Genomic DNA, 12,950 nt, shown 5'->3' on the forward strand with positions numbered 1-12,950 from the left:
ACTTTCCGCGGCGCCCTTCCGGGGGCCAGCGGAAAGGGTCGTCATTTTTTTCCCAATAGTCTCAGCTCTTGCGGTTGATGACGAAGTCGGTCATCCAGCGCAGCGCTTCGGCCCGCGGGCCGAAGATGTCGAGGTGACGGTTGGCCTGTTCGCCCAGGAGCTTTGCCTGCTGGCGCGCGCGTTCTAGCCCCAGGATCGAAACGAAGGTCGCTTTTCCGGCGGCCGCATCGGCACCCGTCGGCTTGCCGGTCTCGGCGGCATCGCCCTCGGCATCGAGGAGGTCATCGACGATCTGGAAGGCAAGACCCAGATCATGCGCATAGCCGATGAGGGCGTGGCGCTGCTCCTTCGAGGCGTGTCCCAGGATGGCGCCGGCCTCGCACGAAAAGGCGATGATGTCGCCGGTCTTCATGCGCTGCAGGCGCGTGATGGCGCCGATATCGAGATCCTGGTTTTCCGCCCAAAGGTCGATCATCTGGCCGCCGACCATGCCGTTGGCACCGCCCGACACAGCCAGCGCGTGGCACAGTTGCGCGCGCACATCGCCATCGGGATGCGTGTCGGGATGCGCCAGCACCTCGAACGCCATGGTGAGAAGCCCGTCGCCGGCCAGGATCGCCGTTGCCTCGTCGAACTGCTTGTGCGTGGTCGGCTTGCCGCGACGCAGGTCGCTATTGTCCATGGCGGGAAGATCGTCATGGACCAGGCTGTAGCAATGCAGCATTTCGATCGCTGCCGCCGCGCGCAGGGCATATTCGCTGTGCACGTTGAAAATCGCTGCGGAATTCATCAGCAGATAGGGTCGGATGCGCTTGCCGCCGACCATCGTGGCATAGCGCATGGCTTCGATCACGCGCGCCTCGGCCCCTTCAACCGGTTTGATGAGCTCGTTGAGCTTGCGATTGACCGACATGGCGGCATCGTTCAGGGCGGAGTCGATAGACACGTTGACCTCGGGTTGCATGATCTTGATCTGTGGCGTTTGCTTCGGTGTCGGGATTTTTCAGTCGATGTCGGCGGGAACGGCCTGCGGCTTGCCGTCGGCGCCCAGGACGATCTTCTCGACCTTCAGTTGGGCTTCCTTCAGCTTCATCTCGCAATGCTGCTTAAGGGCGGCGCCACGCTCATAGGCGCTGATCGCGTCATCAAGCTTGTTGTCGCCGCGTTCCAGCCGCTTCACCAATTCCTGTAGTTCGGCGAGGGCCTCCTCGAAGCTCATGCCGGCAATGGCGGCAAGCTTCGAATTGTCCGTTTTGTTTTCAGCCATTTGGCGTTTCCCCAAGCCTTCAATTCGGTCGCGGTAAGATTTTCGTCATCGTTTGCATGCCAGCATGGGCGCAAGCGACGGGCCTACCTTCGCCAATCAAAATGGCGCCGACGCGGCCTTCTGTCGCAAGGCGGCCGCGCAAGGCGCCGATGGGGCGCATTCTACTGTTGGGCTGACGCTCGGACAATAGGCGGGAAACGTGTTGATTCAGGGGCTTGCAAAATCCGACCCGGCGAATCGCCACCCCCGACCTTGGTCGCGCCCGATGCTGCGATCGTTGCAATTTGGGACCCGATCTTGCCAAATGGAGCCAACAGGGAAGCTAGAAAAGATTTGATGAACAGCTCGCTCGACCAATTCGCCGCCGCCAGTGCCCCGGCCCGTTCCAAACCTGCCGGTTTTCTGCGGCGCGCCAGCCGCTATGTCCGCTATCGTCTCGTCACGCCCATGCTGCGCGCCCGGCATCCGGCCGAATACAGCGCCCGCTCGGTGCTGGTGGGGGTCGTGTGCGGCTTGATGCCGATCATCGGCCAGTCGAGCGTGGTTCTCGCCATCTGGCTTATTGCCCGGCGCTTCAATTGGGGTTTCAACGTCGTCATCGCGGCGCTTTGGACCTTTATCAGCAATCCCTTGACCACCGCGCCGATGTTCTATGGCTTCTATGTCACCGGGCAGGTGATGATGGGGCATTGGGACGATCTGACCGGCTTCGACCGCTTCGTCTCCTTGTCGCGCGACCTGGTCAATGAGCAGCTCGGCCTTTGGGATCAGATCAAGATGATCTCGCGACTCCTGTTCCTCGACTGGGCGGTTGCCATGTGGGTGGGGTTCATCCCCTGGGCGCTGCTCTGCGGCTGGCTCGGCTATCGCTGGAGCCTCAAAGTGGTCAATGCCTATCGCCACATGCGCGAGAAGCGCATGGAACGCCGCCGTCACCAGCTTGCCGCCGAAGCCGCAAAGGCCTGAAGATCAACCCTTCTGCAGCGCGTAGACATGTGCCGTGGCCGATTCAGCCAGCGCATTGAGGTCGTAGCCGCCTTCCAGGGTCGAGACGATACGGCCGCTGCAGCATTCTGCGGCGAGTTTCACCAATTCATCGGTGATCCAGGCGAAATCCTCGGTTTCCAACTCCAGGCTCGCCAGCGGATCGGCGCGATGGGCGTCGAACCCGGCCGAGATCATGATCAGCTCCGGCCGGAACTTCTCGATGGCCGGCAGAATGATCGTCTCGCAGGCATCGCGAAACTCTTCGGATCCCGCATAGGGGGCGAGAGGGGCATTGACGATGTTTCCCACGCCCTTTTCCGACTTGGCGCCGGTCCCCGGATAGAGCGGGCTCTGATGCGTCGATGCATAGAGCACGCGCGGCTCGGCCGCGAAAATATGCTGCGTGCCGTTGCCGTGGTGGACGTCGAAATCGAAGATGGCGACGCGGGACAGGCCATGTACTGCAATCGCCTGTGCCGCGCCGATGGCGACATTGTTGAAGATGCAGAATCCCATGGCGAGGTCGCGCTCGGCATGATGCCCGGGCGGGCGCACGGCGCAGAAGGCGTTCTTGATGGCGCCGCCGATGACGGCATCGACCGCCGCAGTTACGGCACCGGCCGCGCGCAAGGCGGCTTCACCCGATCCCGGCGACAGCACCGTGTCGCCATCAAGCTCGCCATAGCCGATGCTGGGAATGGCGGCGAAGACTTCGTCGATATAGGCCTCGGTGTGGACGCGGGCCAATTGCTCGCGGCTTGCTGCCGGCGCATCGCGTCGCTCAAGGGTCGCATAGATCGGGTCGTCGAGCAGGCGCAGCACGGCCTGCAAACGCTGGATGCGTTCCGGATGGCCGTGGCCCGTGTCGTGTTCCAGGCAGGCCCTATGCGTGTAAAGCCCGGTCGTCATTCTGCTCTCAAGGTTTCGGGGCGAGACGTTGCAGGCGATAGACCGCGCCGGCATCGGCCACCAGGAGCGAACCATCGGCGCTTGGTACATAGAGTGCGAAGAGGCGACCCAGGCAGAAACCGGCGATGGCGCCCTTTGCGCTGTTTGTGCCGCCGCCGCCGGCAGCATCGGCCTTGGCAAGAAGAGCGGTCTCTTCCTCATCGAGCGGGCGTGCGCGCACTTGGTCAAGCGCTTCCAGCGTCGGTCCCGAACAGCCGGCGCCATCCAGCGTCGCCAGCCCGTGCCGGTCGAGCCGGATGATGCGGCCTTGTTGGCCGACGCCGATCAACGATTTATCGGTGGCTTCGATCACGTCGGCCAATTGCCACATGCCGTCGATCGCCCGGGCGGGGTCGCCTGCCGACCGGATCGGCGCGGCACTGATCGCTGCAATGCGGTCGTTGTACAGGGTCTTCAGGCAATCGATCTGTGTGCTGCTGAAATCCGGCACGTCGTCATCGGCGCCGGGCAGGATAGCGCAGGCGTTGGCACGCTCTTCGGCCCAGGCGCGTTGTTCGGCACGCAATGCCTCGGCATCGCCGGTCCCGAGCGCTTCTGTATAACGGCCGGCGAGATCGGCATCGAGCTTTGACAGTGAAACGTCAGCGCAGATCGCATGTTCGATAGGGGTACTCGCCTTGGCGCAATCGAAGCTCGGCTGCGCATCCTCGGCGACGGCATTGGCTGCCGAGGTGGCAATGAACAAGGTTGCGGCAACCAGAATGCGGTACATCAAAGCGATCCTTTCTTCAGCCCCGCCGCCAGCAGCAGAACCCAACCCAGAATGAGCAGGCCGCCGCCCAGCGGCGTGACATACACGAACGCACTGGGGCCTGCCGTCGGATCGGCCGGAACCAGCGCGAGGAGGTAAAGACTCCCTGAAAATAGCAAAGCCCCCAGGAAAAAGGCGAGGCCGGATATTGTGACAAGGCGCACAGGCTGTCGGGCGGATAGGGCGGCAATGCCGAGGAGTGCCACGGCGTGCCACAATTGGTACGAGGCGCCGGTTTTCACCCACTCCACAGCCTGTGGCGGCAAGGTGGCTGCCGCCCCATGGGCGCTCCAGGCCCCGAAAGCCACCGCAAGGACGCCGTGAAAACCGGCCGCCGCCAGAAATCTGCTCATCGGAACCAGAACCTCGTCAAAGTGGGGCGATCAATCGACCACCAAGCAATTGTTGCACAGAATCTATCGCATCAGGGCGGCGATATGGCATCATCCGGGCGATGCGACGCAATGACCATTTGACGGAAACGTGACAATAAAATGAGCGAAGCTGAAATCCTGATCGCCAAGGACGGGGCCATCCGTCGCCTGACCCTCAATCGGCCGCAGCGCCTCAACGCCTTGACGCGCAGCCTTCTCGGCGCCCTATCCGATGCGCTCGCGGACATCGCCGCTGATGACGAGGCACGCGTTCTCGTGCTAACCGGCGCCGGCCGCGGTTTTTGTGCCGGGCAGGATCTTGCCGACAAGGGCGCCGTGGAAGATGGGCGTGCTGTGCGCGACACCGTCGAACGCTATTACAATCCGGTCGTACGCCAGATCCGCAGCCTGGACATGCCCGTCATCGCTGCCGTCAACGGTATCGCCGCCGGTGCCGGCATGAGCCTTGCCCTTGCTGCCGATATTGCAGTGGCGTCCGAGAGCGCTGCCTTCGATCTTGCCTTCGCGCGTATCGGACTCATTCCCGATGCCGGCGGCACATACCAGCTGCAACGGATCCTGGGGCCGGCGCGCGCCCTGGGTCTCTCTCTCCTCGGCGAAAAACTTGGCGCGCGGGAGGCAGCGGATCTCGGCCTCATCTGGCGCGCGGTGCCGGATGTCGAATTCGGCAAGACGGTCGATACGCTGGCAGCCAAGCTGGCGGCGGCCCCGACCAAGGCGCTGGCCCTCATGAAGAAGGCCTTCCATGCGGGCGGCCATCACAGCTTGGAGCAGCAACTGGCCCTTGAGGCGGAACTGCAGTCGCTTGCCGCCGATACCGAGGATTTTCAGGAGGGTCTCGCCGCTTTCCTGGGCAAGCGCGCGCCGGTCTTCAAAGGCATGTGAGGAAGACACCGTGATACCCGTGGCCGACCGCTGGTTCGAAACGCAACGCATTGACGACGACATTACCCTGTTGTGGGAACCGCATGTCATTCCGCTCATGCGTTGCAATATCTGGCACGTGCGCGGTGCGTCGCGGGATCTGATGATCGATACCGGCATGGGGATCGCCAGCCTGAAGGACGCCGCCCGCCATCTCCTCGACAAACAGGTCACGGCGGTCGCAACGCATACCCATGCCGATCATATCGGCAGTCATTGCGAATTTGAGCATTGCCTGGTGCACAAGGCTGAAGCCGACAATCTCAAGGCGCCGACTGAACGGGGCACCTTGCTCTATTCGGATTTCAGCCAGGACGAGGTCGTGAAGATCCGCGTTGCCGGCTATGATATCGATGGCGATCTCATCACCGCCTTGCCGCATGCTGGTTATGATTTGCGCAGCTACCGCATCCACCCGGCCAATGTCACCGAAATCGTCGACGAGGGCGATGTGGTTGATATCGGCAGCCGGCGCTTCGAAGTGCTGCATCTGCCCGGCCATTCGCCAGGCTCGATCGGCCTTTGGGAAGCGGCCAGCGGCACGCTCTTTTCCGGCGACGCGCTCTATGACGGTCCGCTGCTGGATGAGATCGACGGTGCCGACATCCCGACTTATGTCAAAACGATGAAACGTCTGCGCGATCTGCCTGTGCGGGTCGTTCATGCCGGTCATGATCCGAGCTTCGGTCGAGAGCGCTTGGTCGAACTCTGCAACGCTTACCTGGCCAAGCGCGCCTAGGAACAAGGCCAAGTCAAAATGCCGCACCTGCACAATTCCGGATTGGCAGAGTGGGCTTTACTCAATAGCTGAACTTTATATACTCTTTATCAGATTGCGACGCGTGACCGTGCCAACCTGATTCCACAGGAGAGTCCATGACGGTTCCCCAATCTGCTTCAGGGCCTGCCTCTGTTGAAGCCGATGCCGGCCGCCGTCGGCGCGAATTGTTGAGCTTCACGTTCCTGGCTGTCGTCTTGGCCCCCATCATTTCAGTGGCCTTTGTCGGCAGCTACGGCCTCGTCATCTGGGTCTATCAGATGTTCAACGGACCGCCCGGGCCGGGACATTGACGGAGACTGCGCATGGATCAGTCCGGCTTCGATCCGTCGCGTCGCGCCTTTCTTCTTGGGCGCCAGGGATCCGGCCCTTCCAAACCGAAACCTGTGCGGCCGCCTTGGTCTCTGGTCGAGCGTGATTTCGCGGCGCATTGTTCCGGTTGTGGCGCCTGCATCGATGCTTGCGCCGAAGGGATCGTTTTTCTCGATGCCGATAAGAAGGCGGCGATAGATTTCCGCCGCGGCGCCGGTGCCTGCACCTTTTGTGGTGGATGTGCCGAAGCGTGCAATGACGGCGCATTCATGACCACCGACTTGCGATGTAGCGGCACGCCTTGGTCCTGGCGCGCAGTAATTGCGGACACCTGCCTCGCGCAGCGCGGCATCGCCTGTCAAAGCTGCAAGGACGCCTGTCCGGCCGATGCCATTGCTTTCCGCTATCAGGCCGGCGGTGTCGCGACGCCGGATCTGGCGCTGGCGCGTTGCGATGGGTGCGGCGGCTGTGTGGCGCCCTGTCCGGCCGAAGCGATCTCGCTTGTCGAGTTCGAGGTGGCGCATGCCTGACGGTCATCTCACCCGCCATATTTCCAGCCTGATCGTACAGGTGCGGCCCGAATCACTTGCCGTGATCGAAGCGGGCATCGCAGTTCTGGACGGTGCAGAGATTCACGCCGCGCATGAGGCCGGCAAGCTGGTCGTTGTTCTCGATACCGCTGACGAGGCGGAGATTCTCAGCGCTATCGCCCGCATTCACGACATGCCCGGCGTCATCACCGCTTCGCTTATCTACCACGAAATCGACACCTCCGATGCAGAGGAGATCTGACATGCCGCAACTGACCCGACGCCAGCTGCTGAAAGCCAAGGCCGCCGCGATCGCCGCCAGCGTCGCCGGAATTCCCGCAGCTGAGGCTGCCAACGGCATCATCCCGGGCGATGAGGCACGCCTCACCTGGTCCAAGGCACCCTGCCGGTTCTGCGGCACCGGTTGCAGCGTCATGGTGGCGGTTCGCGACAACAAGGTCGTGGCGACCCACGGCGACATCAATGCTGAGGTCAATCGCGGCCTCAACTGCGTCAAAGGCTATTTCCTTTCCAAGATCATGTATGGCGCCGATCGCCTGACGCAGCCGCTCCTGCGCATGAAAGACGGCAAATACGCCAAGGACGGCGATTTCGCACCCATCACCTGGGAACGCGCCTTCGACGAGATGGCGGCGCAGTGGAAGCGGGTTCTGAAGGAAAAGGGCCCGACCGCCGTCGGCATGTTCGGTTCCGGCCAATGGACGATCTGGGAAGGCTATGCCGCCTTGAAACTCTTCAAGGCCGGCTTCCGCTCCAACAATATCGACCCCAATGCGCGTCATTGCATGGCCTCGGCCGCGGTCGGCTTCATGCGCACCTTCGGCATGGACGAGCCGATGGGCTGCTATGACGATATCGAAGCGGCGGATGCCTTTGTCCTGTGGGGCTCCAACATGGCCGAAATGCATCCCATCCTGTGGACGCGTGTCGCCGACCGGCGTCTTTCCAATCCCCATGTGAAAGTCTGCGTCATGTCGACCTTCGAGCATCGCAGCTTCGATCTTGCCGACATCCCCATCGTTTTCACGCCGCAGACCGATCTGGCGATCCTCAATTTCATCGCCCACCACATCATCTCCACTGGGCGCGTCAACCGCGCCTTCGTCGATCAGCACACCAATTTCAAGCGCGGCACTGTCGATATCGGCTATGGCCTTCGCCCCAAGCATCCGCGCGAGGCGGCGGCCAAGAATGCGGCGACGGCCAATGATTCGACGCCGATGACCTTTGACGAATTCGCCGCCTTCGTCGCCGACTATCCGCTTGAGAAAGTGGCGGAACTGAGCGGCGTGCCGGCGGAACGATTGATGGCGTTGGCCGAGCTTTATGCCGATCCAGCGGTCAAGGTCACATCCTTCTGGACGATGGGTTTCAACCAGCACACGCGCGGTGTCTGGTGCAACAACATGGTCTACAACATCCATCTTCTGACCGGAAAGATCGCCGAGCCCGGCAATTCGCCCTTCTCGCTGACCGGTCAGCCATCGGCCTGCGGGACGGCGCGCGAGGTCGGCACGTTCAGCCATCGCCTGCCTGCCGACATGGTGGTGACCAACCCGGAGCACCGCAAGCATACCGAGGAAATCTGGGGCATTCCTGAAGGCACGATTCCTGAAAAGCCCGGCTACCATGCCGTGCTGCAGAACCGCATGCTGAAAGACGGCAAGCTCAACGCCTATTGGGTGCAGGTCAACAACAACATGCAGGCCGGCCCCAACATGAACGAGGAAGGCTGGCCCGGCTACCGCAACCCGGAAAATTTCATCACCGTTTCCGATGCCTATCCGACCGTGACGGCCCTTGCTGCCGATCTCATCCTGCCAACGGCGATGTGGGTCGAGAAGGAAGGCGCCTATGGCAATGCCGAACGGCGCACCCATTTCTGGCACCAGCTGGTCCATGCCCCGGGCGAAGCGCAATCGGACGTGTGGCAGGTGATGGAATTTTCAAAACGCTTCACCACGGATGAGGTCTGGACGCCGGAAATGCTGGCGGCCAACCCGCAATTCAAAGGCAAGACGCTCTTTGATGTGCTCTTTGCCAACGGCACCGTCGACAAGTTTCCCGTCTCGGATATCGAGAAGGGCTACGAAAATCACGAATCCGAGCATTTCGGCTTCTATGTACAAAAGGGCTTGTTCGAGGAATACGCCCATTTCGGTCGCGGCCACGGCCACGATCTGGCGCCCTTCGACACCTATCACCAGGTGCGCGGCCTGCGCTGGCCGGTGGTCGACGGCAAGGAAACGCGCTGGCGCTATCGCGAAGGCTACGACCCTTATGTCGAGGCCGGATCCGGCGTGCAGTTTTACGGCAACAAGGACAAGCGCGCGATCATCTTCGCCTTGCCCTACGAACCGCCGGCGGAATCGCCGGACGCAGAATATGACATGTGGCTCTCGACCGGGCGCGTGCTTGAACATTGGCATTCCGGCTCGATGACCCGCCGCGTGCCGGAACTCAACCGCGCGGTGCCCAACGCGCTTTGCTACATGCATCCCGACGATGCGAAGAAGCGCAATCTGCGGCGCGGCGATGAGGTGCGCGTGATCTCGCGGCGTGGTGAAATCCGTGTCCGCGTCGAGACGCGCGGGCGCAACCGCCCGCCCATCGGTCTCGTCTTCGTGCCCTGGTTTGATGAGGGGCGCCTCATCAACAAGGTGACGCTCGACGCCACCGATCCGATTTCGAAACAGACCGATTTCAAGAAATGCGCGGTCAAAATCGAAAAGGTGCAGGCATGAACCGGACATTGCGCCTCAAGCTCGGCCTCGGCGCGCTGGCGCTGACCTTGGGCTTCATCTCTCTCGCCGCTGCACAGGAAGTGACCGATCTCAGGGGTGCCGTCGCTCCCACCGATGAGGTGGCGCCACCACCCATCTATAACGAGATCAACGATGACAAGCGCCGGGCGCGCAATTATCCCGAACAGCCGCCGGTCATCCCGCACAATATCCGCGACTATCCGATCACGCTCAATGCCAACCGCTGCCTTACCTGCCACACGCGCGAATTCACGGCGGAATCGCAGGCGCCGATGATCAGCATCACCCATTTCATGGACCGTGACGGTCAGGTATTGGCCGGCGTGACGCCGCGCCGCTTCTTCTGCACGCAATGCCATGTCACCCAGGCCGATGCCCCCAATCTTGTCGACAGCACCTTCATGCCGATCGAACAGATCCTCCAGCAGGAGAAAGGCAGCGGGGAGCAGACGCCATGATGGCCCTCGTCAAGAAAGGCTGGGCGCTGGCGTGCGACATCTGGTTCGTGCTGCGGCGGCCCAGCGTGCATTTCAGCTTGGGCTTCCTCACCATCGGCGGGTTCCTGGGCGGCATCATGTTCTGGGGCGGTTTCAATACGGCCCTTGAATTGACCAATACCGAGGCGTTCTGCATCTCGTGCCACGAGATGCGGGACAATGTCTATGAAGAGCTGAAGACCACGATCCACTTCACCAATCGTTCCGGCGTGCGCGCGACCTGCCCCGATTGCCATGTGCCGCACAAATGGACCGACAAGATCGCGCGCAAGATGCAGGCCTCGAAGGAAGTCTGGGGCAAGATCTTCGGCACCATCAACACCCGCGACAAGTTCCTCGACAAACGGCGCGAACTGGCCGGTCACGAATGGGCACGCCTCAAGGCCAACGATTCGCTGGAATGCCGCAACTGCCACAATTTCGAATATATGGATTTCACCAAACAGAATGCGCGCGCGGCCAAGGCGCACAGCACCTATCTGGCGTCAGGCGAGAAGACCTGCATCGACTGCCACAAGGGCATCGCCCACCACCTGCCCGATATGCAGGGTGTGCCGGGCTGGGACGCAACCTCGCTGCCGCCGGCCGAGGATGAAAGCGACCGCATCCGCCGCGTCGGCGATGCGTTGCGGCAAATGGACGAAGGGGCGCAATTGGCGGCGCAATAGGGAAGGTTTGTCAGCTCTTCTTCTGTGCTGCGATCCAGGCGGCGATGCGCTCGTCGCACAGCACGATCTCGCGCCGGTCGGGATTGAAGAAGGCGTTGGGACCGCCGCATTCGGTAACCAGAAGCATTCGTCCATAGGGCAGGGCCAGCTCCGCATTCAGCCGCTCGGCCAGATTGTCATAGAGCCGGTTGGATTTGAGGGCGGCGGCGATCGCTTCATTGGCTGCATCGATCACCGGGGCGATCTCGACATAGAGCGGGCCGGCTCCTTCCGGTGGCGTCAGGCCCGGTCCCTTGCGGAAGGGGGCGAGGCGCGCGTTCCAGTCGGCGGCGGCCTTCTCGGCCTCATTGGCACAGGCCTTCGCTGCGGCCGCGTCGATTTTCAAGGTGCTGCCGAGGGCCGCATGGCCGACCGGGTCGGTGCCGATCAGCTGGCAGGCGAATTCCCGCGCCAGCTTGGCAGATAGAGGTGGGTTGCGGGTCGGTTCGAGGGTGGCGGCAAAGGCCAGGAAGGCATCCAGCGCCTTGCCGAGATCGGCCGAATCCGGTCCCTGCGGCGCCTCCGTAACCCCGGTCAGGGCGATGAGCTGCACCGCCCCGGCAACCGCCCCCGCATTGATCGTCCCATCCCCCGTTCCCGCATCCGGCAGCAGAGAGCCGGCGACCGACAGGTGAAACTCCGCCACCAGCGCACCCAGAATGACGTCGTCATCGATCTCGGCAGCATTGGCCGGGCCTTGCCAAAGCTGGGCGGCGGCGATCAAGGCCATCAGCGCCCACAGGCGGCGCCAAGAGGAATGCAACCCAGCCATCGTCTCCGACACGATTGTTGAGGGTGCAGCATGCCATGATTTGCCCCGGGATTGCACGCCCCGCGCCACAAATTCGCCACGCCCGGCCGTCACAAGACCATGCAGCAGCTATGATATATTGATGAAAGCCGGGAAAACCGGCGCCAGAGGTCCCCTTGCCCGAAGATTACGTGACCGATCAGCCCGCCGGCACCTTGGCCCAGGATGAACCGCGCGCCCGTCGTGGTCCCTTCCTGCGCTTCCTTCACACCGCCCTCATCGCCAGCAGCTTGGCGCTGGTTTTTGCGACCTTCCTGCCATTGGTGCACCCATATTGGCCGCTGGCCGATGTGGCCGAGCATTTCGCGCTGCAGATTCTGCTCGCCGCCGGTATCCTGGCCGCCCTGGCCGTTGTGCTGCGTCGCTGGCGCTGGCTCAGCGTCATCGGCGCAATCGCCTTCATCCAGGCCTGGACCATCCATCCCTATTGGCCCCATGCCTCGTCGCTCGCGGAACCGCTTGCCGGCGAGGCGCGGTTGAAGATGGTCTCGCTGAACGTCTGGTACCGCAATGACGAGATGCCGAGGGTGATCGACTATCTGCGATCGACCGGCGCGGATGTCATTGGCCTGGTCGAGGTGCGCGCGCAAATGCTGCCGCAACTTGCAGCGTTGAACGACCTCTATCCTTATCGATTGGAATGCGTCTCCGCGGCGAAGATCTGCCAGGAACTGCTGCTGTCGAAATACCCGTTCCGCAGCTCGGGTAAGGGTCGGATCGACGGCCAGCTTCCGGTGCTGGTGTGGGGCGAGATCAAGCCCCAACCCAACGCACCCCCGGTGACGATTGCTGTGACCCATCTTGCCTGGCCGTTCAAGAAAATCTCGCCCGCCGCCGCACCCGCGCTTGGTCCAAATCGTCAAACGCTGCCACAGGGCATGCCGCGCCTGCTGCAATCCGATCAGGCGGTGCGCCTGACCGGCGCCCTCAATCAATTGGGGGGCGATCTCGTCCTGATGGGGGACTTCAACATGGCGCCCTGGGCGCGAGCGCAAATGTATCTGCGCCAATCAACGGGCCTTGATAACCAGGGCCATCTCGCGCCGAGCTGGCCTGCTTGGGCGCCAGCGGCGCTGCGCCTGCCCATCGATCACATCATGACTCGCGGCGCGCCGCAGATTTTGACCCTTGCTGCAGGCCCGGCGGTCGGTTCGGATCATCGCCCCGTCGAGGCCATTTTGGGTTTTGCGGAACCGTGAAGCCGCCTGCCGTTGGCAGCCCCCCCATTGTGCTCCT

At 62.4% G+C, this 12,950-nt stretch carries 16 protein-coding genes; 10 read left to right on the forward strand and 6 right to left on the reverse strand.

Translation table 11 applies throughout. From position 1 onward, the window contains the following. Positions 1-61 precede the first annotated feature (61 nt). A complete protein-coding gene (locus ACE3PP_RS07140; RefSeq protein ID WP_374379749.1) occupies positions 62-964 on the reverse strand; it encodes a polyprenyl synthetase family protein in 903 nt (300 codons plus the stop codon). Between the two features lie 39 nt (positions 965-1,003). After that, entirely contained in the window at positions 1,004-1,267 is a 264-nt protein-coding gene (locus ACE3PP_RS07145; RefSeq protein WP_374379752.1) for an exodeoxyribonuclease VII small subunit, read from the reverse strand. Positions 1,268-1,603: 336 nt separating this feature from the next. Here ACE3PP_RS07145 and ACE3PP_RS07150 point away from each other — a divergent pair, with 336 nt between their 5' ends. Continuing rightward, positions 1,604-2,233, forward strand: coding sequence for a DUF2062 domain-containing protein (locus ACE3PP_RS07150; RefSeq protein ID WP_374379755.1), 630 nt, complete (start codon positions 1,604-1,606; stop codon positions 2,231-2,233). A 3-nt stretch (positions 2,234-2,236) separates the two neighbouring features. On the opposite strand, the gene ACE3PP_RS07155 is transcribed toward ACE3PP_RS07150, so the two are convergent. The 3 genes from ACE3PP_RS07155 to ACE3PP_RS07165 are packed head-to-tail and all read right to left on the reverse strand — an operon-like array spanning position 2,237 to position 4,327. After that, positions 2,237-3,163 carry a histone deacetylase family protein gene (locus ACE3PP_RS07155; protein ID WP_374379758.1) on the reverse strand — a complete coding sequence of 309 codons (927 nt, stop codon included), beginning with the start codon at positions 3,161-3,163 and terminating at the stop codon, positions 2,237-2,239. A gap of 7 nt (positions 3,164-3,170) precedes the next feature. Further along, on the reverse strand, positions 3,171-3,935 hold the full coding sequence (locus ACE3PP_RS07160; protein ID WP_374379760.1) for a lysozyme inhibitor LprI family protein: 765 nt from the start codon (positions 3,933-3,935) through the stop codon (positions 3,171-3,173). After that, positions 3,935-4,327, reverse strand: coding sequence for a DUF423 domain-containing protein (locus ACE3PP_RS07165; RefSeq protein WP_374379763.1), 393 nt, complete (start codon positions 4,325-4,327; stop codon positions 3,935-3,937). Before ACE3PP_RS07165 ends, ACE3PP_RS07160 begins: the two co-directional genes overlap by 1 nt. Positions 4,328-4,468: 141 nt before the next feature. Between ACE3PP_RS07165 and ACE3PP_RS07170 the strand changes: the two genes are divergently transcribed. From ACE3PP_RS07170 to ACE3PP_RS07205, 8 genes are all read left to right on the forward strand, one after another. Beyond that, on the forward strand, positions 4,469-5,254 hold the full coding sequence (locus ACE3PP_RS07170; RefSeq protein WP_374379765.1) for an enoyl-CoA hydratase-related protein: 786 nt from the start codon (positions 4,469-4,471) through the stop codon (positions 5,252-5,254). Positions 5,255-5,264: 10 nt separating this feature from the next. After that, positions 5,265-6,032 carry an MBL fold metallo-hydrolase gene (locus tag ACE3PP_RS07175; protein WP_374379768.1) on the forward strand — a complete coding sequence of 256 codons (768 nt, stop codon included), beginning with the start codon at positions 5,265-5,267 and terminating at the stop codon, positions 6,030-6,032. Between the two features lie 137 nt (positions 6,033-6,169). Further along, positions 6,170-6,364, forward strand: a complete 195-nt coding sequence (gene napE, locus ACE3PP_RS07180) for a periplasmic nitrate reductase, NapE protein (RefSeq protein WP_374379770.1) — start codon at positions 6,170-6,172, stop codon at positions 6,362-6,364. 12 nt (positions 6,365-6,376) lie between these two features. Beyond that, positions 6,377-6,913, forward strand: a complete 537-nt coding sequence (gene napF, locus ACE3PP_RS07185; RefSeq protein ID WP_374379773.1) for a ferredoxin-type protein NapF — start codon at positions 6,377-6,379, stop codon at positions 6,911-6,913. Then, positions 6,906-7,175 carry a chaperone NapD gene (locus tag ACE3PP_RS07190; RefSeq protein ID WP_374379775.1) on the forward strand — a complete coding sequence of 90 codons (270 nt, stop codon included), beginning with the start codon at positions 6,906-6,908 and terminating at the stop codon, positions 7,173-7,175. Before napF ends, ACE3PP_RS07190 begins: the two co-directional genes overlap by 8 nt. A 1-nt stretch (position 7,176) precedes the next feature. Further along, complete coding sequence (gene napA, locus ACE3PP_RS07195; RefSeq protein ID WP_374379778.1) at positions 7,177-9,678, forward strand: periplasmic nitrate reductase subunit alpha; 2,502 nt, start codon at positions 7,177-7,179, stop codon at positions 9,676-9,678. Continuing rightward, complete coding sequence (locus ACE3PP_RS07200; RefSeq protein ID WP_374379781.1) at positions 9,675-10,157, forward strand: nitrate reductase cytochrome c-type subunit; 483 nt, start codon at positions 9,675-9,677, stop codon at positions 10,155-10,157. The genes napA and ACE3PP_RS07200 overlap by 4 nt, the downstream gene beginning before the upstream one ends. Continuing rightward, entirely contained in the window at positions 10,157-10,864 is a 708-nt protein-coding gene (locus ACE3PP_RS07205; protein WP_374379879.1) for a cytochrome c3 family protein, read from the forward strand. The genes ACE3PP_RS07200 and ACE3PP_RS07205 overlap by 1 nt, the downstream gene beginning before the upstream one ends. Before the next feature lie 10 nt (positions 10,865-10,874). On the opposite strand, the gene ACE3PP_RS07210 is transcribed toward ACE3PP_RS07205, so the two are convergent. After that, complete coding sequence (locus ACE3PP_RS07210) at positions 10,875-11,675, reverse strand: DUF4344 domain-containing metallopeptidase (RefSeq protein WP_374379783.1); 801 nt, start codon at positions 11,673-11,675, stop codon at positions 10,875-10,877. 155 nt (positions 11,676-11,830) lie between these two features. Here ACE3PP_RS07210 and ACE3PP_RS07215 point away from each other — a divergent pair, with 155 nt between their 5' ends. Continuing rightward, complete coding sequence (locus ACE3PP_RS07215; RefSeq protein WP_374379786.1) at positions 11,831-12,913, forward strand: endonuclease/exonuclease/phosphatase family protein; 1,083 nt, start codon at positions 11,831-11,833, stop codon at positions 12,911-12,913. Positions 12,914-12,950 lie beyond the last annotated feature (37 nt).

The sequence above is a fragment of the Dongia sp. genome (assembly GCF_041910485.1).
GTDB lineage: Bacteria > Pseudomonadota > Alphaproteobacteria > Dongiales > Dongiaceae > Dongia.

What these genes read in the sequence shown, in the direction of transcription:
- ACE3PP_RS07145 (WP_374379752.1), bottom strand. Translation starts at nt 1,267, where the DNA reads ATGGCTGAAAACAAAACGGACAATTCGAAGCTTGCCGCCATTGCCGGC.
- ACE3PP_RS07155 (WP_374379758.1), bottom strand. Translation starts at nt 3,163, where the DNA reads ATGACGACCGGGCTTTACACGCATAGGGCCTGCCTGGAACACGACACG.
- napE (WP_374379770.1), top strand. Translation starts at nt 6,170, where the DNA reads ATGACGGTTCCCCAATCTGCTTCAGGGCCTGCCTCTGTTGAAGCCGAT.
- napF (WP_374379773.1), top strand. Translation starts at nt 6,377, where the DNA reads ATGGATCAGTCCGGCTTCGATCCGTCGCGTCGCGCCTTTCTTCTTGGG.
- ACE3PP_RS07190 (WP_374379775.1), top strand. Translation starts at nt 6,906, where the DNA reads ATGCCTGACGGTCATCTCACCCGCCATATTTCCAGCCTGATCGTACAG.
- napA (WP_374379778.1), top strand. Translation starts at nt 7,177, where the DNA reads ATGCCGCAACTGACCCGACGCCAGCTGCTGAAAGCCAAGGCCGCCGCG.
- ACE3PP_RS07170 (WP_374379765.1), top strand. Translation starts at nt 4,469, where the DNA reads ATGAGCGAAGCTGAAATCCTGATCGCCAAGGACGGGGCCATCCGTCGC.
- ACE3PP_RS07210 (WP_374379783.1), bottom strand. Translation starts at nt 11,675, where the DNA reads ATGGCTGGGTTGCATTCCTCTTGGCGCCGCCTGTGGGCGCTGATGGCC.
- ACE3PP_RS07165 (WP_374379763.1), bottom strand. Translation starts at nt 4,327, where the DNA reads ATGAGCAGATTTCTGGCGGCGGCCGGTTTTCACGGCGTCCTTGCGGTG.
- ACE3PP_RS07200 (WP_374379781.1), top strand. Translation starts at nt 9,675, where the DNA reads ATGAACCGGACATTGCGCCTCAAGCTCGGCCTCGGCGCGCTGGCGCTG.
- ACE3PP_RS07150 (WP_374379755.1), top strand. Translation starts at nt 1,604, where the DNA reads ATGAACAGCTCGCTCGACCAATTCGCCGCCGCCAGTGCCCCGGCCCGT.
- ACE3PP_RS07140 (WP_374379749.1), bottom strand. Translation starts at nt 964, where the DNA reads ATGCAACCCGAGGTCAACGTGTCTATCGACTCCGCCCTGAACGATGCC.
- ACE3PP_RS07205 (WP_374379879.1), top strand. Translation starts at nt 10,157, where the DNA reads ATGGCCCTCGTCAAGAAAGGCTGGGCGCTGGCGTGCGACATCTGGTTC.
- ACE3PP_RS07160 (WP_374379760.1), bottom strand. Translation starts at nt 3,935, where the DNA reads ATGTACCGCATTCTGGTTGCCGCAACCTTGTTCATTGCCACCTCGGCA.